This is a genomic window from Lysinibacillus sp. K60 (assembly GCF_019731275.1).
Lineage (GTDB): Bacteria > Bacillota > Bacilli > Bacillales_A > Planococcaceae > Lysinibacillus > Lysinibacillus capsici.
The window spans coordinates 274,468-292,847 of sequence record NZ_JAASJR010000001.1; the positions used below are offsets into that span (position 1 = coordinate 274,468).

General features: G+C 37.9%; 13 protein-coding genes and 1 riboswitch. Of the genes, 10 read left to right on the forward strand and 3 right to left on the reverse strand.

The genetic code is table 11. The features are described 5' to 3' along the window. Positions 1-159 precede the first annotated feature (159 nt). Entirely contained in the window at positions 160-5,544 is a 5,385-nt protein-coding gene (locus HCH28_RS25285) for a collagen binding domain-containing protein (RefSeq protein ID WP_221679328.1), read from the forward strand. Positions 5,545-5,596: 52 nt separating this feature from the next. Here HCH28_RS25285 and HCH28_RS01500 read toward each other — a convergent pair whose 3' ends face one another. Together HCH28_RS01500 and HCH28_RS01505 are read right to left on the reverse strand one after the other, a co-directional pair. Further along, complete coding sequence (locus HCH28_RS01500) at positions 5,597-6,265, reverse strand: class A sortase (protein ID WP_221679330.1); 669 nt, start codon at positions 6,263-6,265, stop codon at positions 5,597-5,599. A 120-nt stretch (positions 6,266-6,385) separates the two neighbouring features. Further along, the gene (locus tag HCH28_RS01505) at positions 6,386-6,571 is read right to left on the reverse strand and encodes a 2-hydroxymuconate tautomerase (protein ID WP_004231516.1); all 186 of its coding nucleotides are present in this window, start codon (positions 6,569-6,571) and stop codon (positions 6,386-6,388) included. Between the two features lie 166 nt (positions 6,572-6,737). On the opposite strand from HCH28_RS01505, the gene HCH28_RS01510 reads away from it, so the two are divergent. Then, the gene (locus HCH28_RS01510) at positions 6,738-7,256 is read left to right on the forward strand and encodes a YwhD family protein (protein ID WP_004231517.1); all 519 of its coding nucleotides are present in this window, start codon (positions 6,738-6,740) and stop codon (positions 7,254-7,256) included. Positions 7,257-7,608: 352 nt separating this feature from the next. On the opposite strand, the gene HCH28_RS01515 is transcribed toward HCH28_RS01510, so the two are convergent. After that, the gene (locus HCH28_RS01515) at positions 7,609-9,663 is read right to left on the reverse strand and encodes a transglycosylase domain-containing protein (protein WP_221679332.1); all 2,055 of its coding nucleotides are present in this window, start codon (positions 9,661-9,663) and stop codon (positions 7,609-7,611) included. Between the two features lie 301 nt (positions 9,664-9,964). Between HCH28_RS01515 and speB the strand changes: the two genes are divergently transcribed. The 8 genes from speB to HCH28_RS01555 all read left to right on the forward strand — a co-directional run bounded on the left by speB (position 9,965) and on the right by HCH28_RS01555 (position 18,032). Then, entirely contained in the window at positions 9,965-10,837 is an 873-nt protein-coding gene (gene speB, locus HCH28_RS01520) for an agmatinase (protein WP_221679333.1), read from the forward strand. A gap of 222 nt (positions 10,838-11,059) precedes the next feature. Next, entirely contained in the window at positions 11,060-11,335 is a 276-nt protein-coding gene (locus HCH28_RS01525) for a hypothetical protein (RefSeq protein ID WP_221679334.1), read from the forward strand. Between the two features lie 24 nt (positions 11,336-11,359). Beyond that, positions 11,360-11,992, forward strand: a complete 633-nt coding sequence (gene yidC, locus HCH28_RS01530; RefSeq protein WP_221679335.1) for a membrane protein insertase YidC — start codon at positions 11,360-11,362, stop codon at positions 11,990-11,992. Between the two features lie 156 nt (positions 11,993-12,148). Continuing rightward, positions 12,149-12,580, forward strand: a complete 432-nt coding sequence (locus HCH28_RS01535; protein WP_221679336.1) for a YwiB family protein — start codon at positions 12,149-12,151, stop codon at positions 12,578-12,580. Next, the gene (argS, locus tag HCH28_RS01540) at positions 12,580-14,247 is read left to right on the forward strand and encodes an arginine--tRNA ligase (RefSeq protein WP_221679337.1); all 1,668 of its coding nucleotides are present in this window, start codon (positions 12,580-12,582) and stop codon (positions 14,245-14,247) included. Before HCH28_RS01535 ends, argS begins: the two co-directional genes overlap by 1 nt. 231 nt (positions 14,248-14,478) lie before the next feature. Then, positions 14,479-14,868 (forward strand): MerR family transcriptional regulator, encoded by a 390-nt coding sequence (locus HCH28_RS01545; RefSeq protein ID WP_255600530.1) that lies wholly within the window; start codon positions 14,479-14,481, stop codon positions 14,866-14,868. Further along, positions 14,861-16,363 carry a class I adenylate-forming enzyme family protein gene (locus HCH28_RS01550; protein WP_221679339.1) on the forward strand — a complete coding sequence of 501 codons (1,503 nt, stop codon included), beginning with the start codon at positions 14,861-14,863 and terminating at the stop codon, positions 16,361-16,363. The genes HCH28_RS01545 and HCH28_RS01550 overlap by 8 nt, the downstream gene beginning before the upstream one ends. A gap of 1 nt (position 16,364) precedes the next feature. Further along, on the forward strand, positions 16,365-18,032 hold the full coding sequence (locus tag HCH28_RS01555; protein WP_221679340.1) for an acyl-CoA dehydrogenase family protein: 1,668 nt from the start codon (positions 16,365-16,367) through the stop codon (positions 18,030-18,032). 57 nt (positions 18,033-18,089) lie between these two features. Further along, a riboswitch (cobalamin riboswitch) is annotated at positions 18,090-18,272 on the forward strand. Positions 18,273-18,380: the final 108 nt, after the last annotated feature.

Consider the following 18,380-nt stretch of genomic DNA (forward strand, 5'->3'; position numbering starts at 1 on the left):
TATTAAGATAATGGTTGAATTTTATTTGCGATGTTTCCATAAAAATTAAAGGAAAGAGAGAGTGACCTATTGTTTGTTCATTCCTTTCCTAAACACGAAAGGATCAATCTTTGTAGCAAACAGTATCAGTTAGCTCTCTAACTAAAAAAGGAGAGAAACATGAAAAAATTAAACATAGCGATTATTATCTTGCTACTTGTATTTCAAACAGTACTTTCACCAATTTCAGTGTTTGCCGACGAGAGTCAACCTCCTGTGACTCCTCAAAATGAATCTAGCGAAAATACTGTGATTGATTCTGATGGAGAAGAAGGAAACCCAAACATTCCAAGTGAATTACCAAGTGAAGATACTGCTGAAGTGACAACTCCTGAAGATGAAACAAAATCAGAAGAACAACCAGAAGGACAACCAGAAGGACAGCCAGAAGAACAGCCGGAAGAAGAGCAATTAGAAAACCAGCCACAGCTAATAATGCCTTTAGGTGCGCCAGTCGGTTACCCTATTGAAAATATGCAAGCAGATGTGACAATGTCATTTAGTGGCTTAAAGCTCTTTTCACAAGGTGGAACATTAATTACAAATGCTACAGATTTAGCAAATTATTCAGGGCCAAAACCCAAAAAGGGTGATGAAGTATATTTAAACTACACATTCTCTTTGGATCCAACAATTGATTATGGAATAGGTTCTACATTCACATTCCAATTACCTGCCAATATGATTGAAGAATACACAGCAGGTTCTTTTAATCAATCAAGAACATTAACGGAGACTGGTGATTGGTTAGCCTATTCGGCAAGCTATAACAGTGCTACAAAAACAGTAACAGTCACAATAGATAGTGAATTAGAACAAGGGCAATCAGGTAGTATGAACTTTGAGTTTATGGCTAAATTTGGTAATTTTGCTGATGAAAGTGAACTTGAACAATCATTAATAATCCCTGTGCTTGGAGGAGCGGATGTTCAACTAGACTTTGAATTTGCACCTACAGGTAATGGGCAATTACTAACTAAAAATGCTGGTTCTATTACACGTGACGCAAGTGGTGAAGTAACGATTCCATGGACAGTTTGGGTGAATACTGGTGGGCAAAAACTTGAAAGTGCAAGTTTGAATGATGTACCAGATATAAAGCATGAGCTGGCAGGAAATATTACAGTTGAGCGATATAAAATAGGTTTGAGTGGATTTAATCCAAACAGCCCAGGTGCTGTAGACGATACAAGCAATGAAACCTCATTCCCTATCTCATTGACAGATGGATACTATGCATACAAAGTAACATATAACACTGTTGTAACAGCAGATCCAACTGCATCAAGTATGCCATATACAAACGTAGCTACTTTGACAGGGACAAATATCCCTGCTAACACAACAGCCAATGGAACACAAACTGTACAGTATGGACCAAGCTTAGATAAAACAAGAAGTGGCGATAAATATAATTCGACATGGACAATCAAGTATAACTGGCTAGGTCAAAAAATACCTGCTGATAAAGCGAAACTAACAGATACACTAACAGGCTCGTCGCCAACAACTGGTAAGCATAAAATTGATTACAGTAGTTTTAAAGTATATCGTGTAATATTATCAAGTGATGGTCAAAGTGAACAATCTTCAACTCTTTTAACTAAAGACACAGACTATGCTTTAACTGAACATGACTATGATTTTGAGATTGACTTTGATAAATCAACTAACACCTCAGGTCCAAATGGTGAAGTAACATCTGCCTTTAAAATCGTTTATGATACAGAGTTGGAAGATGAATTTGTTACAGATGCAAATACGGGCACGATTACAAATACTGTAACAAGAGGAGATAGTGGTTCAGACACAGCAACTCTAGACCTGGCTTCAAACATCTTTAATAAAGCACGCGGGGCAATTGACTATGTAAACAAAACAATTACATGGACTTTAACCATTAATGCTGAGAAAGATTTGAAAAACTTTGTAATAGAAGATGACTTTACAACCACAAATAAAGCTGGAGAAACGTTAAAACACACTTTAACACCATGGAACGGTACTGACTTCTATGAGGTTACTGGTGCAAATGGTTTAACGTACACGATTACAGATAAGGGGGGGAGTGCCCCAACTATAGGCAACGAAGGTTTTAAAATGGAATTTTCAAGTGACATTCCAAAAGACCGCACAGTTACTATTCGATACAAAACAAAGTACGATATTAAGCCAAACGGAGGTGTAGCAACAGCGTATATTAATACGGCTGATGCAACATGGGATGGCGCAATAGATTCTCATAACCAAGCATTAGATAGAACTGCTAATTATACGCCAGATTCTACTTCTCCAACAAACAATAATGGTTACAAAAAAGTTGTCGTAGATAACCAGACACAAGAGTTTTCTTGGCGTATTGGGGTTAATATCAATAAACAAGATATAAACAGTGCTACCTTAACAGATACATTAGGTGCGGGTCATTATATTCCTGTTCCAGATGGTCAAACATTAAAAGATCAAATTACCATTTCTAAGCTAAACTTAACAACAGAAGAGGGAACAAAAAATGGTACATTAGATCCTGCTAAATGGACTGTTACAGAAACACTAACAGATAACAAGGTTACAGGTTTTGAAATTACGTTTATTAACCTAGATCCAATTACTGATAACAACGAAGCGTATTTAATTGAATACAAAACAAAAGATGCTGACGATATTTATGGTCAAAACTCAACTACTGCTTCAAGAGATTACACAAATACAGCGACTTTAGATACACCACACAATGGAAGCTATAATTATAATGCAACAGCAAAAATTAGTAATCTTGCAAATGAGTTAATTAAAAAATCAGCGACACCTGTTCCAGCCAGCGATATTATTAATTGGACAGTTACAGTGAATGCTTCTAATTCAAAATTAGGAAATATTACATTAACAGACAAACCATCAAGTAACCAAAAAATATTAACAAACACGTTCAAGAAACAAGAGATTAAACTAAATACAAATGGGACTTCTCAAAATATAGGATCCCCTATTACTGTGGATGCTAGCGAAATCGTCTTCAATCAAGATGGTAGTTTTAGTCTTAATTTGGGAGAATTAAATGGCAAAGGTTATGTTGTTACGTATTCCACATTCTTTATGGGGGATGGTAACGCGGGTGAAACAATTTCTAATAGTGCCTCTATTGGTTACGCTGGAGCAACAGCTGCAGGTACAAGTGACCACGGGGGCGATAGCAAAACATTTAAGTATAGCTCATCTGATACAAGTGCATCAGGTGTTAAGGGTACATTGCAATTAAAAAAATATAAAGTAAATCCTTTAACAGGTAAACGTGAAGAGTTTGCTGGTGTTAAGTTTGAATTATGGAATAAAAATAACACAATCAAACTTGATGAAGGAACAACAGATGCAGATGGTACATTGACATTTGAACAAGTGCGTTACGGAAAGTATACGTTAAGAGAGGAATCACAAGCGGGCTATATTGCGATTGCACCAATCACGATTACAATGGGAGCAAATATAGATATTACTTCAGGTGTGGATGGTAAAGCCTATGTTATTGATAACATTGAGGATGTTAATTTAACAAATGCCTGTCCAGCATTCACATTAACTGTGAAAGATATTGATGGTAAAGCTATTGCTAATAAAAATATTAAATTAATTGATAGCAACGGCAATGCAAAATACACGGGTACAACAAATGCTGCGGGGCAAGTATCAGATATTAAGCGACCTGGTACAGGTGGTAAAGAAGTCCAAGCAGGCGTGTATACAGTAGTGGATGAAAATGATATCCCATTAGGTACTGTTACCATGAAGTATGGTACGGGAGAATGTCAAGATACTATCCAACCTACAAATTCTTGTCCTAACTTTACAATTACTGTTAAAAATGAGAATGGAAATCCACGTCCAAATGTAACAGTTACACTTAAAGATCTAAGTAATACTGTTATAGCTACTGGCACAACAAATAGTGATGGTCAATTCATCATTGATCAAACAACTCCAGCAGGAAAATATAAGCTATATGAGGGTATCCAATATTTAGGGGAAGTAAATGTTACGTATCACAATGATAATTGTCAGAGTGAAGTACAGTTAGCACCAAAATGTGAAACGTTTGAATTAACTGTCTATGATGTTGATGGTAATTTAGTTGCTGATGGTACTTCAGTAACGGTTAAAAATAAAGATACAGGTAACATTATAGCTACAAAAACTACAAAAGACGGTGTAATTGAATTAAATGATTTAGAGCCAGGGGTTTACACAGTTGTAGTTGATGGAGAAGAAATTGATGAGTTTGAAAGCAATATCGATTGTAAAGAGAGCGTTCAACCAACCCCAAAATGTGAAAACTTCACAGTAATGATCAAAGATAATAATGGTATCATAAAGCCAAGTAACGATGTCATTATTAAAGATAAATCTGGAAAAGTAATCACAACGAATAAAGATAAAGATGGAAATTTAACATTTGTATCTAAAACAACACCTGCGGGTAAATATGAAGTATATGATAAAAATCTTTACTTAGGTGAGATTGAAGTTTCTTATGCGAGTGTTCCTTGTGAAATTACATTATCAATTGCACCAGTTTGTCCAGCCTTTACATTGACAATTAACAATATGTTTGGTCAACCACGTGTAGGCGTAAAAGTAACAATTACAGGTGAAGATGGTATAGAGGTTGAAGATAATGGTTCAACAGAGTTTATAACAGATAGTAAGGGTCAAATTACAATCAGTAATTCAATTATCAAACCAGGTAAGTATATTGTAAGAGAGAATGGTAAGACAATTATTGGTACAGTTATCGTGGGTAATACATGCGAGGCTAAAATTCAGCCAAATCTACCAGTAACACCTCCTACACCTAATCCTGGAAATCCAGATCCAGACCCAGAAAAACCAGTGGATCCGAACAAACCAAATCCAGATCCAGAGAAACCGGTAGATCCGAACAAACCAAATCCAGATCCAGAGAAACCGGTGGATCCGAACAAACCAAATCCAGATCCAGAGAAACCGGTGGATCCGAACAAACCAAATCCAGATCCAGAGAAACCAGTGGATCCGAATAAACCAAATCCAGATCCAGAGAAACCGGTGGATCCGAACAACCCAGATCCTGAGAATCCAGTAGAACCAAACAAACCAAATCCAGATTCAAACAATTCGGCCAATCCTGGAAAAACTGAGGGATCTAAACCTTCTGTTCAAGGTGTCATTGATCAAGGGAAAAACTTACCGCCTTATAATCCAACTAAAGCTACAAAAGATACACTAGATGCTTATAAGGATTTCTTGAATAAGTATAGTCAATTAACTAAAGAGGAACAGGAAGCTGTTGCAGAATCACTTGATATTAACAAAATTAAATCGGATGCAAAACGATTAGAAGCTCAATTAAAAGCACAAGGTAAATTACCTCAGACAGATGGTGCCGATCAAACAGCACTAACTCTGATTGGAGTAGCACTTATTCTTGGTGCATTATTCTTCTTACGTCGCCGCAACGCTGAAGTTAAATAATTATTTAAAAGAAGCCCCTAAGACTCTTAAATCTTAGGGGCTGCACCTATTTTTAAAATGCTTCTGATAGCTCTTCAGGTGCTTCATCAAATGGATATTGTTGAACAAAATCAGCTTGTATGGCAAGACGCTTTGATCCATTATCAGCACAAGTAATGAGTGTTAAAACAGTTTTATTTGGAATATCATCGATTACATAAATATCTGTTGCAGCAATGACTTTCTTAGAAGCTAATTGATATTCATAAATATTCGTTAAATCCGTTATATAGACTGTATCTCCTATACTTGCTTTATATAGAGGACTAAATAAGATATCCTTTTCTTCAAAATAATGTCCTGCTAAGGCATAGTTTCCCTGCCCGAGGCTTTGATTTGGCTTCATGGTACCTGCCCCTACGGCCAGTGCAGCATTTTCAACACCTTTGACAATTGGAAGTTGCATGTCAACACTTGGTATGGCGATACTACCAATTATGGGCATTTTATTCGCCTTTGTTTGAGCCTTTAAGACCTCCGCTATGGACAGCGATTGTACATCCTCAAATACATAATCTGCATTAACCTGATTATTCTTTTCAATCTCTTCTACACTGATTTCAGTAGTATTTAATTGATGGCTTAAATGGGCAATGATTGCATTTTGAATGGGGCTGATAAATACAAGTATTAGGCCAAGGACGAGCATAGTGATGAGCAGTATTATCTTCAGTTTATTCATTACGTAGATCACATCCTTGTTTTTGAAATAGAAGGTTTTATTCCAGCAAAAGATGGTTAACTTATGCTCATTTAAAAAAATGGATAGAGCGTTAAGATGCTTGCTCCATCCATCTTACTATTATTTGTCACTAAAACGAACGCCTGCAACGCCGTAATGGTTTTTAGACATTTCTTCAATAAAAACTGTTACATTTTCTGCAGGTGCATTAACTGTGCGAGATACTGCTTCTGTTACTTCTTTTACAAGAGCGCGTTTTTGTTCCTCTGTACGACCTTCAAGCATTTTCACTGTTACATATGGCATAATATTGCCTCCTTTATAGAATAATGTTGTATAGTTAGTTTATAAGAAAGTATAAACTTCTTACTTGCGTTGAGGCATATACGCAATGGCGAAAATAGTGATTGTTTCGATAAAATATGCGTTGATATGCTTTCCTTTATAATAGCAGAATGGAGGATATTTAAGTATGACAAATGAAGAAAAACCAAAACAAAAAATGGGTTTTACCATTATAAAAAACGATCCAACAGATGGACATAAAGGGTTTGGTATCGGTTCGCTTTCATTAGAGAATGTATCGCCCGTAATAGTTGATGTAGAAGAGGGGACGGCTTCGGTTGAAATTGGTGCCATGCATGCAAGAAGTGACGTAGAGCGTGGAATTAAATTTACAATGGACCGTGCTGATTCAGAGGGCGGGAAACCGTATTGGCTCGTGTGGGTGACGATAGACCATAAAGAAAATGGGCCATATTATGCAGGGGTTACAGCCTGTGAGATGGTTGTAAATCGTGAAAAACGACGTGGCTATAAAATTCTAGCTGATCATGTAAATAAAATGGATAAGTCCATGAAACGTCATATTATTGTAGAGCATATGGATGCACCGTCTAAAAAAGTGTTAGCTTCTTTCCTTAAGCAACTTAATCCAGAATTGTGGGAACGTAGTGAGGAGCAATTACGTCAAGACTTATTTGTCGAATAGACTCGTAATGATTGAACAATCTGTGACATTTTGCAATCGCTTTCGATATTAGGTTGAAAGTGTGTTTGAAACAAAGTACACTTGAGGCAGAGCTTACATTTTAGTAAGCTAGGACACTTGGTATCGCGAATGTGATGAGCGCTATGCGGCATTTGAACAACCCAAACCCAAGCCAAATGCCCCATGATGCTCATACTTCGCGGACCATAAAAAAGAAAAGCTTTCTGTTCCCACGGACACGTCTCCGGGGAAGAGAAAGCTTTTCTTATTTTTCGTATATCAGTTACTTTGTCGAGAGCCTTCGTAGCTTAAAACGTATTAGGATTAAAAAGGTTTCCGAAATTACCTCGTTTTAGTCCTTAAATATAGAGAATGGTAGCATATTCCAAAATTCTCCCCATGTATTACTGTCGAGAATATCGAAGTTTGTACATTTTTCAGTTGGTACATCCTTCGACTCTACATAGACTAGACGTTGTTTAGGACAAGCGTCAGTCGCTAATTTACCTGTTTCAATATCAATGACAACGCCCTCTACACCTTTAGGTTTTTTGAAATCCTCATTTTTTGTACCTTTGTTGACCGTTTCCATAAAGTCAATCCAGATTTGCTTTGTTGCAGCAGTATCTTCCTTCGTGGTAAGGTTTTTACCCTGATCATAGCCATTCCATACACCAGCAGTTAGTTTTGGAGTAAAACCAATTAACCATTGATCACTATTCGTAGAACCTGATTTAGCAGCATATGTGTGTGTCATACGTGAACGAATACTGATTCCTGTAGCGGGTGAATAGTCACTGAAAACAGGATCAAAAATACCTGTCATCATTTCTGTTAAGATGTATGCATTTTCTTTAGAAATGGCTGTTTCAGCTTTGCTTGCTACATCTTTGTTTTCATAAATAACATCTCCATGTGCATTTTTAATGGATACAATGGTTGTTGGTGTTGTTTGCTGTCCTTGCGACGCCAAAATATTATATGCATTTGTCATTTCGTATAATGTCGTTTCAATCGTTCCTAGTGCAATGGATAAATTATCCTTCGCACCAATTCCTACATTAAAACGGTTTGCCATATCATGAAACTCTTTGAAGCCAATGTCCTCTAAGGTTTTTACTGCGTAAATATTATCTGAGATAGCAATAGCTTGTGCCATCGTCATATCATGATCTGCAAATTGACCGTTGACGTTTTTAGGTGCATAAGTGCCACGCCCATTATCATACGTAAAAGTTGTTTCACCAACATCTAAAAAAGTTAGTGGCGTGTAACCATTTTCTAGCGCCGCTGCATATAAGATCGGCTTAATAGTAGAGCCTGGTTGACGTTTGGCTTGTGTAACTCGGTTAAATGAGCTTACTGAATAATCACGACCACCAACTAGTGCAGTGACAGCTCCTGTTTTAGATTCCATACTTACAAACGCAGATTGCAGATCATTGGCAGGCATATTTTTGGCTACTGCTTCTTCAGCTGCTTTTTGATGCTCCAGATTAAGCGTTGTTTGAATTGTCCAGCCACCTTCACTAATATCAAGATTTTTTGATTTTAAGATTTCACTGGCTTCTTGCCAAGCCACATCCAGGAAATATGGAGCAACAGATTTGGTTGCAACCCAGCTATCATTTTTTAAGACGAGCTGTTCATTTTCAGCACGCGTTTTTTCGTCTTGTGTAATGGCACCTTGGTCTGCCATAAGTTTTAAAATAACGTGTTGACGATTGGTAGCCTTATCTAAATTGGCAATTGGTGAGTAGATACTAGGTCCTTTTGGTACGCCTGTTAGCATTGCTGCTTCAGCAAGTGTTAAATCACTGGCAGATTTTCCGAAATAAAAACGACTGGCAGCTTCTACTCCATACATGCCATGACCGTAATATACCGTATTCAAATAGCCCTCTAGTATTTTGTCCTTGTCATAAAAAACTTCTAATCTATAAGCATACAGGGCTTCGTTTAATTTACGTGTCCAAGACTTTTCGTGGGAAAGATAAAGATTACGAGCATATTGTTGCGTAATAGTACTAGCTCCTTGAACCTTACCGCCAGCTTTAATGTCCACTAAAATGGCACCAGCAATACGTGAATAGTCGAAACCTCCATGTTGATAAAAATCTTTATCTTCAACAGCAACAACTGCTTCCTTTAAATAAGGTGACATCTCATCGAGGCCGACCCAATATCGTCGTTGATTTGTAAAGTGATCCCCAATTTGGTTCTCATTTTCATCTAAGAAAATAGAAGCCTTTGGTACGGTTAAAGGCGGTGCACCAGCCACTTGAACATAGATGCGGAGTGCGACAAACGCTACGACAATTGCAGATGTAAAGGCCACAAATAACGTAAGGCTTTTGCGTGTGCGCTTTACACGTTGCTGCTTTCGATGATAGCTTTTTCGTTTCATCCGACTTCACCTCGTTTTCTCACAACTTCGAACTTAGCTTTAGTATGTGTTCGAACATTCATCTTTAATCTAAATTCTAACTAAAAACTATTGCACTTTATTCAAAAACATCTATACTTTTTTTGTACTACTTGAAATGCTGGCATTCGACAAAAAAATCGCACCTTGTAGATTTTAATCGAAATTTGCTAGACGTTCCAATAATGTATACGAGGATAAAAGGATACAGGTTTCATTACAATCCTGTAAGCCATAATAGAAGAAGACGAAAAATGATGATTAATTATATGGAGGGCTAGCAATGAGATTTGATGAAGCTTATTCAGGAAATGTTTTTATAAAAAGTCATCCTACATATGACGATGCACAGGCAGTAATTTATGGCATGCCAATGGATTGGACAGTGAGTTATCGTCCAGGATCACGTTTCGGTCCACAGCGTATCCGCGAGGTATCCATTGGTCTTGAAGAGTACAGTCCATATCTAGATCGTGAGCTTGAGGAAGTAAAGTACTTTGATGCAGGGGATATTCCACTACCATTTGGGAATGCACAGCGTTCATTAGATGAAATTGAAAAATTTATTGAAAAAATATTAGCGGATGGCAAGATTCCTGTCGGCATGGGTGGGGAGCATCTAGTGTCTTGGCCAGTAATGAAGGCTGTATCAGCTAAATATGATAATCTTGCTATTATTCACTTTGATGCACATACGGATTTACGTGTGGAATATGAGGGAGAGCCACTTTCGCACTCTACACCAATTCGTAAAATTGCGGAACATATAGGACCAAAAAATGTCTATTCATTTGGTATACGTTCAGGTATGAAAGAGGAATTTGAATGGGCAAAGGAGAACGGCATGCACATATCAAAATTTGAAGTGCTTGAACCGTTAAAAGAGGTCCTACCAACACTAGCTGGACGCAATGTGTATGTAACAATTGATATTGATGTTTTAGATCCAGCACACGCACCAGGAACTGGTACAGTAGACTGTGGTGGTATTACTTCGAAAGAATTACTCGCTTCCATCCATGCTATTGCAGCAAGTGGTGTAAATGTAGTAGGTTTCGACCTAGTTGAAGTAGCACCGATCTACGATTCTTCAGAGATGACAGCAAACACAGCCTCAAAATTATTACGAGAAATGATCTTAGGCTGGGTAAAATAAATAAGATTGGTTAAATGGGGTGAGCTATGAGCAAGCCCCTTTTTATATTTTTGAAATGAAGAATGAGCCTTAGCATAAAATTGAAACTTATTTTACTTTATAGCGTAGATAAGTAAGGTAATAGTTTATATAACAAAGAGAGAAAGATTGATGAAAACAATGTCATCTTTTAGTTAGTAAAATGTATGTTTCTTCAATTTTAATAGAGGAAGGAGGAGTATTATGATTTGGTCACTTCTCATTAATGATTTATTCATTTTTGTCAGTACAATGGAATACTTTTGGTTATTAGCATCTTTGGTTTTAACTGTATTAAGTGTTCATTTGCATCTGTATCTCGTCAATAAAATAACCGTTCAAGATGTGAAGGACGAGGAGTTTGAAGTTGACTATACTATCACGAATACTTGGACTCCACCTATGCTAACATGGTTTGTTCTGTGTATTAGAATGTCCGAAGACAATGAGGAAGAAAGTGTATCTCCTAGTTTGATTTAAACTTTAAAACTAGGAGGAAAACCATTGTTAACATTTTTAGCACAACCTATTATTAACCTCATTCATTTCATCCATTCTTTTACAGGTAGCTACGCACTTAGTGTCATTGCTATTACGATTGCAGTCAGATTAATTCTTATGCCATTATTTATTCGATCGGCAAAACACCAAAAACACTCAAAAGAATTAATGACTACCATTAAGCCTGAGTTAGATGCGCTTACAGACAAATATAAGAATAGTCAAAGCGAATCTGAAAAAAGAATGGTACAGCAACAAATCCAAGAACTAACTTCAGCTTCATTGAAAAGCTCTTTACTAGGTTGTTTACCAATCCTTATTCAACTACCGATATTATTTTCACTGTACTACGCTATTAAACTAGATTTAGTGATTGCCAGTGAAAATTTCCTTTGGATGAATTTAGGAACGATTGATATTGGGGTTTCGATGATTGCTTGTTTGATTTATTTCATTCAAAGTTGTATAGCCCTAGAGAAAAGTCAACCATTAAATATGAAGATAATGGTATTTATTAATCCAATCATGATCCTCATTTTTAGTCTGTTCAATCCAGCGATTATCCCGATCTATTGGGCTGTTAGTGCTTTATTGTTAATAGTTCAACAGTTGATTATAAAAAAATGGTATAGATAAAATGAAACCCTCTCTTTCCGTTAATGGAAGGAGAGGGTTTATATTTTCTCGAATAAACTTGTTGAGGAGCTTTACTTCACTTCTATCTTGAAAAACCATAAGTATTCATCCTATAATAAAAAGGTTATAGTAAAAGACTAAAAAGGGGCATCCGTTATGGCGAACGATGTAAGATCGCAAGTGAACATAAAGCTCATTTCTACCATTCGTCCAAGTGATGGGGAGTCCGAAAGTTATGAAATGTGGCTCAAAGGGCAGCTACTTGAAAAAGCAGGAAGCTTGTATTTGAAATATGATGAGGTGCAGGAGGATAAAACCATCCGCACAACGATGAAGTTAGGTCATGAGAAGGCACTAATTATGCGTGCTGGAGCGGTTAATATGCGATTACCGCTGAACATAATTGAACAACAAAAAGGGCATTATGAAAGTGAGTGCGGTGCTATGCCACTCGTGATTGATACGAAAAATATGACGTTTACAAAACTGGCAACAAGCGGAGATTTCCATGTACAGTACGATTTACTAATGGGTGGGCAATCCGTTGGCAACTATACATTAGATATTACATTTACGGAGGTACAATGATGAACGCAGTAGAACAAGTACAACAGGCTATTAAAGCAGCGATCGTGCAGGCTGTTGAAAAAGCTGGTCTAGTTGAGGCTGGCACAGAATTATCGATTCACCTAGAAACACCAAAGGATAAAGCAAATGGTGACTATGCAACAAACATTGCGATGCAATTAACAAAGTTAGCTAAAAAGCCACCTCGTGCTATCGCCGAAGCTATTTTAGAAAATCTTGATACAACAGGCACAGATATTGAAAAGATCGATATTGCAGGCCCAGGCTTCATGAATATCACAGTGCGTAAAGATTTCCTAACAGAGGTAGTGACACAGGTGCTTGAGCAAGGTACGGACTATGGCCGCTCAAATGCTGGCGCTGGGGAAAAGGTTCAAGTGGAGTTCGTTTCAGCAAATCCTACGGGAGATCTTCACCTAGGACATGCTCGTGGCGCTTCTGTTGGTGATTCCTTATGTAATGTGTTGGATATGGCTGGTTACAGTGTTTCTCGTGAATATTATATTAATGATGCAGGTAATCAAATTAATAACTTAGCTTATTCATTAGAAGCGCGTTATAAACAAGCATTAGGAATGGAAGCTGAAATGCCAGAAGACGGCTATCATGGGCAAGATATTATTGATATTGCAGGTAAATTAGCAAAAGAGCATGGTGATGCAATTTTAGCAAAATCAGATGATGAGCGTTTTGCCTTCTTCCGTCAGCACGGTTTAGCTTTAGAATTAGATAAATTAAAAACAGACCTAGCAAACTTCCGTGTAAATTTTGATGTCTGGTATTCTGAAACGTCTCTATATGAAAACGGAAAAATCGAAGTAGCTTTAGATAAATTAAAAGCCAATGGACATGTGTTTGAAGAGGATGGTGCTACTTGGTTCCGCTCTACAACATTTGGTGATGATAAAGATCGTGTGCTAATTAAAAATGATGGGTCATTCACATATTTAACACCAGATATTGCTTACCACGAAGACAAAATTGTCCGTGGCTTCGATCAATTAATCAATATTTGGGGAGCTGATCATCACGGATATATTCCACGTATGAAAGCAGCGATTCAAGCGCTTGGTTATGATCGTGATACGTTAGAAGTGGAAGTTATTCAAATGGTTCAGCTTTATAAAAACGGTGAAAAATTCAAGATGTCTAAGCGTACAGGAAATGCAGTAACAATGCGTGAGCTTGTAGAAGAGGTTGGCCTTGACGCAGTTCGTTACTTCTTTGTAAAAACAGCTGGCGATTCTCATATGGACTTTGATCTTGATCTTGCAGTATCACAATCTAATGAAAACCCTGTGTACTATGCACAATATGCGCATGCACGTATTTCATCTATTTTACGTTCAGCAAATGAACAAGGCTTTGCTGCTACAACAGAACATCTCAATTTGTTAACAGCAGAAAAGGAAATCGATTTACTGAAAAAGATTGGTGATTTCCCGAAAGTGGTAGCGGAAGCAGCGAAACACCGCACACCGCACCGTATCGCAAACTATATTCAAGAAACAGCAGCTGCATTCCACAGCTTCTATAATGCAGAAAAAGTATTAGATGCTTCAAACAAAGAGTTAACAGAGGCTCGTTTAGCATTAATTACGGCTGTCCGCACAACAATTGCAAATGCACTACGCTTAATCGGCGTATCTGCACCTGAAAAAATGTAATTAAACTTTAAGCTCCTAACCTGAAAAGGGTTAGGGGCTTTTTTAATGGATAGAAGGCTGAATATGCGAGATAAAGTTCCAAATGTGACGGATAGAAAGACAAAAGACATGGATAAACCGTGGGAAATTAGCTGTTTCAAACTTTGTTTTTCTGTTAATTCCGAAAATTCTGTTGTAGTTTACGTTAACGTCAATGGTATACTGTTGCCAATTAGGAAAGGGGAGATGGTTTTGAAGACGATTCAGGAGGTAGCAAAGGAGTTTAATGTGTCTACGCGGACAATTCGTTATTATGAGGAACTTGGGCTTCTTTGCCCCCATCGTTCATCTACCAACCAACGAACCTTTTCAAAAAAAGAATTGGCGAAGCTCAAGCTTATTTTCAGAGGCAAGCGTTACGGTTTTTCGTTGGAGGAAATCAAAGAGATGGTTTTACTATTTGATTTTGATCGCTCAGGAATTCAGCAATTAGAGCGAACGGTTGAATACGGTGATCAAAAAATCCAAGAGATTGAGAGTAAAATAGCTGAGCTGACGCAGATGAAGCATGAGTTACAGCAAATGCATGGCATGTTTAGTGAAAAATTAGCGACTTTAAAGGGAGAGATGCAAGATGAATAGTTCCAATTTGTTAGCACGTAATGCCCGTAAGTATTCGAAAAATGAAGCCGTTATTTGTCATGGCAGAAGAGTAACCTACCAAGATTTAGATAAGCAGGTGACACGTTTTAGTCATGCTTTACTAGAGCAGGGAGTAAAGCAGAGGGATAAGGTTTTAATTTTTATGCCAAACGTTTTAGAGTTTGTAGTCAGTTACTTTGCTATTCAGCGTATCGGAGCGATCGTTGTGCCAGTCAATGCGAAATTTACATTGCAAGAAGTAGAGTACGTGGCGCAGCATGCCGAAGCGAAGGCAATTGTCGTACATGAGACTATTTTTGCAGCAGTTGAACAGCTAGCTGGAATTCCGTTAAAAATTAAAACAGGTCAAGAAAAAGTGGGATGGCATCAATATGAAATAATGCTTCAAAATGCTAGTACACAAACAATTGATTGTCAGTTACAAGAGGATGACCCTTCCACGATTTTATATACATCTGGTACGACAGGAAAACCAAAGGGTGTGTTATTTAGCTACCGTAATATTTTAACAGTGGCGCAAATGATAGCTGTTGAAATGGAGGTAAAGCCCGAGAGCCGTATTTTGCTCATGATGCCATTAACACACTCTGCACCATTACATTTATTTTTAATGGCGGGTGTATTGGTAGGCTCAACAAATGTATTAACACCAACTTTTACACCCGATTTATTCATTGATTCCATTGAAAAGGAGAAAACAACACATTTCTTTGGTGCACCTGTTGCTTATTTATTAACGGCACAGATGCCAAGGCTACATTCGGCAGATTTGTCTTCTATGAAATGGTGGGTCTATGGTGGGGCACCGTTATCTCAAAGTGAGGTTCGATTCATTCAGCAGGCATTCCGCACAAATAATTTAACTTGTGTATATGGATTAACAGAGGCAGGTCCAAGTGGTTCATTATTATTTGGCAAGGAGCATGAAGCAAAGGCAGGAAGTATTGGTCAGCGGGCGCCACTTGGTACAGAATTGCGTATTGTGAATAACAGTGGAGAAGATGTAAATGTAGGCGAAGTGGGGGAAATTGTCTTGTTGGGTGAGGGTAACATGCTTGGCTACTATAAGGATGAAGTAGCAACTAATGAAGCCTTTATTGACGGTTGGTTAAAAACAGGAGATCTAGCTCGTAAGGATGAAGATGGTTTTATTTGGATTGTAGATCGTAAAAAGGATGTCATTATTTCGGGTGGTGTCAACATTTATCCGAAAGAAATTGAAGATTGTTTATTGAGCTTTGAAGGAATATTCGAGGTTGCGGTAATTGGTGTGCCACATCCGCAATGGGGCGAAACGGTAAAGGCGGTGTATTCTGCTAAACAAGACATCGATGAGGAAGCTTTGAAAGCTTATTTAGAGGAACATCTTGCAAAATTTAAAATACCACGTATTTTTGAAAAAGTGGAAGCGCTACCACGCAATGCATCAGGCAAAATATTAAAACAAAATTTGAAGGGGCAAGAGGTGAGATAGCATGAAAGTATTACAAAAAGAAGCAATGCGTACTACGAACTTTTTTACGGAAGATGACACGCTTCAAAAAATAGTAGGAATGATGTTAGATAAAGAGTTTCTATCATATGCCCAACGAGAGTTAACAGATTTTGGTGAGCTATGTGCAGGTGATATTGATACGAGGGCAAAGCATACAGATCGACAGGGTGAACCTCGCCTTCAAAGATACGATGCCTATGGTGAAGAGATATCAGAGGTTTGGGTTAATGATGGCTATAAAAAAACGATTGAAGAGACATATAATACTGGGATTGTAGGTTATGTACACAAGCATATTCCGCAGCTAGGTCACAAGGGGAATTATGTTTATAGCTTTGCACAAGGTTATTTGCTATCACATGCAGAGCCAGGATTTTATTGTCCTGTAACATTGACGATGGCTACTGCCTATCTATTAGATCATTATGCAGATGAAGAGGTAAAGCAACGTTTTTTACCACATGTTTGTGCAACAGGTGACACAGATTTATATGAAGGTGCGACCTTTTTAACAGAACGTCAAGGAGGCTCTGACGTCGGTGCAAATGTGGTGGAGGCGAGAAAGGATGGCACTGCGTATCGTCTATATGGTGAAAAATACTTTGCATCCAATGCGGGCATGTGTGGTGTAGCGATGGTATTGGCACGAATAGAAGGGGCGCCAGCAGGTTCCAAAGGCTTAACGTTGTTTGCAGTTCCTTGGCGTAAAGAAGATGGTACAACAAATCATCTACGTATTCGTCGATTGAAAGATAAATTAGGCGTTCGGGCAGTTCCCTCTGGTGAGGTAGAATTTGATGGTGCACTTGCCTATGTTGTAGGGGAGCAAAATAAAGGGATTTATTATATGCTAGAAGCACTAAATCTCTCAAGAATTTGTAATGCAGTCGCTTCTATTGGTATTATGCGTCGTGGCTTCTTAGAGGCAAAACATTATGTAAGCAATCGACATGCATTTGGCAAGCCCTTAACACAATACCCTATGATTCAGGATACTTTAGGGAAATTTGCAGCTAAGTTGCACGTGGAAGTAGCGACAGTTTTTGATCTTATTCAATTATACGATAAAGTGACAAGTGGACAGGGAACACAGCAAGACCTTATTATGAATCGTTTATATATTGCCATTATGAAAAAGGAAACGGCAGAGCAAGCTGTTCACTATGCTAGTGAGGCAATTGAATTACACGGGGGTAATGGCTATATAGAAGACTTTGTAACGCCCCGCTTATTAAGAGACGCGCAAGTGTTGACGGTGTGGGAGGGGACGGCTAATATTTTGGCCTTAGAACTCATTCGTTTAGTGGATAAGTTTCATGCACATGAACTGTTTGTCTGTGAGATGGAGGAACGATTAGAGAAATTAGCTGACAGCTCACTAGTACAAATCGTTAAAGAACAATTGGCGAATATTTCTATAAAACTGCAAATTTTTAGCGCTTTAGACGAGGCAACGAAAACTTTTGAAGCAAAAGGTATGGCTGAAAAAATGGCTCACCTTTATGAAAGTGTCATTGCGGTTGAGTGGGCACATAAATTTGGTGGAAAATATGAAAAACTAGCGGACGTTTATTTAGAACAGACATGGTCATTAAGAGAAATGGGTGCTCAAATGAAAACAGTCCAATACTTTTCTGAAATTGTATAATGGCCGGGGAGTCGTCTTGAATGGAGGCGACTTCTTTCATTTTCATGTATAATGAAATCAACTGAATATTATAAAGGTTCTTTACTTAAGTAAAGTGAAAAGGGAAATCGGTGTAATTCCGATGCGGTCCCGCCACTGTAAGTGTGAGTTTTTTCAAATGATGCCACTGAAGATTTCGGGAAGGCTTGAAAAATCGCAAGTAGCACTAGCCAGGAGACCTGCCTTTATAACGACATGACAACCTACGAGGATAGGGTGGTGGATTTTGTATCAGTTTTTTGGTGCGATTTTGCCCCCTCATCGTTCAAAGATGAGGGGTTTTATTTTGATGCAAAATAAAGCGAAATG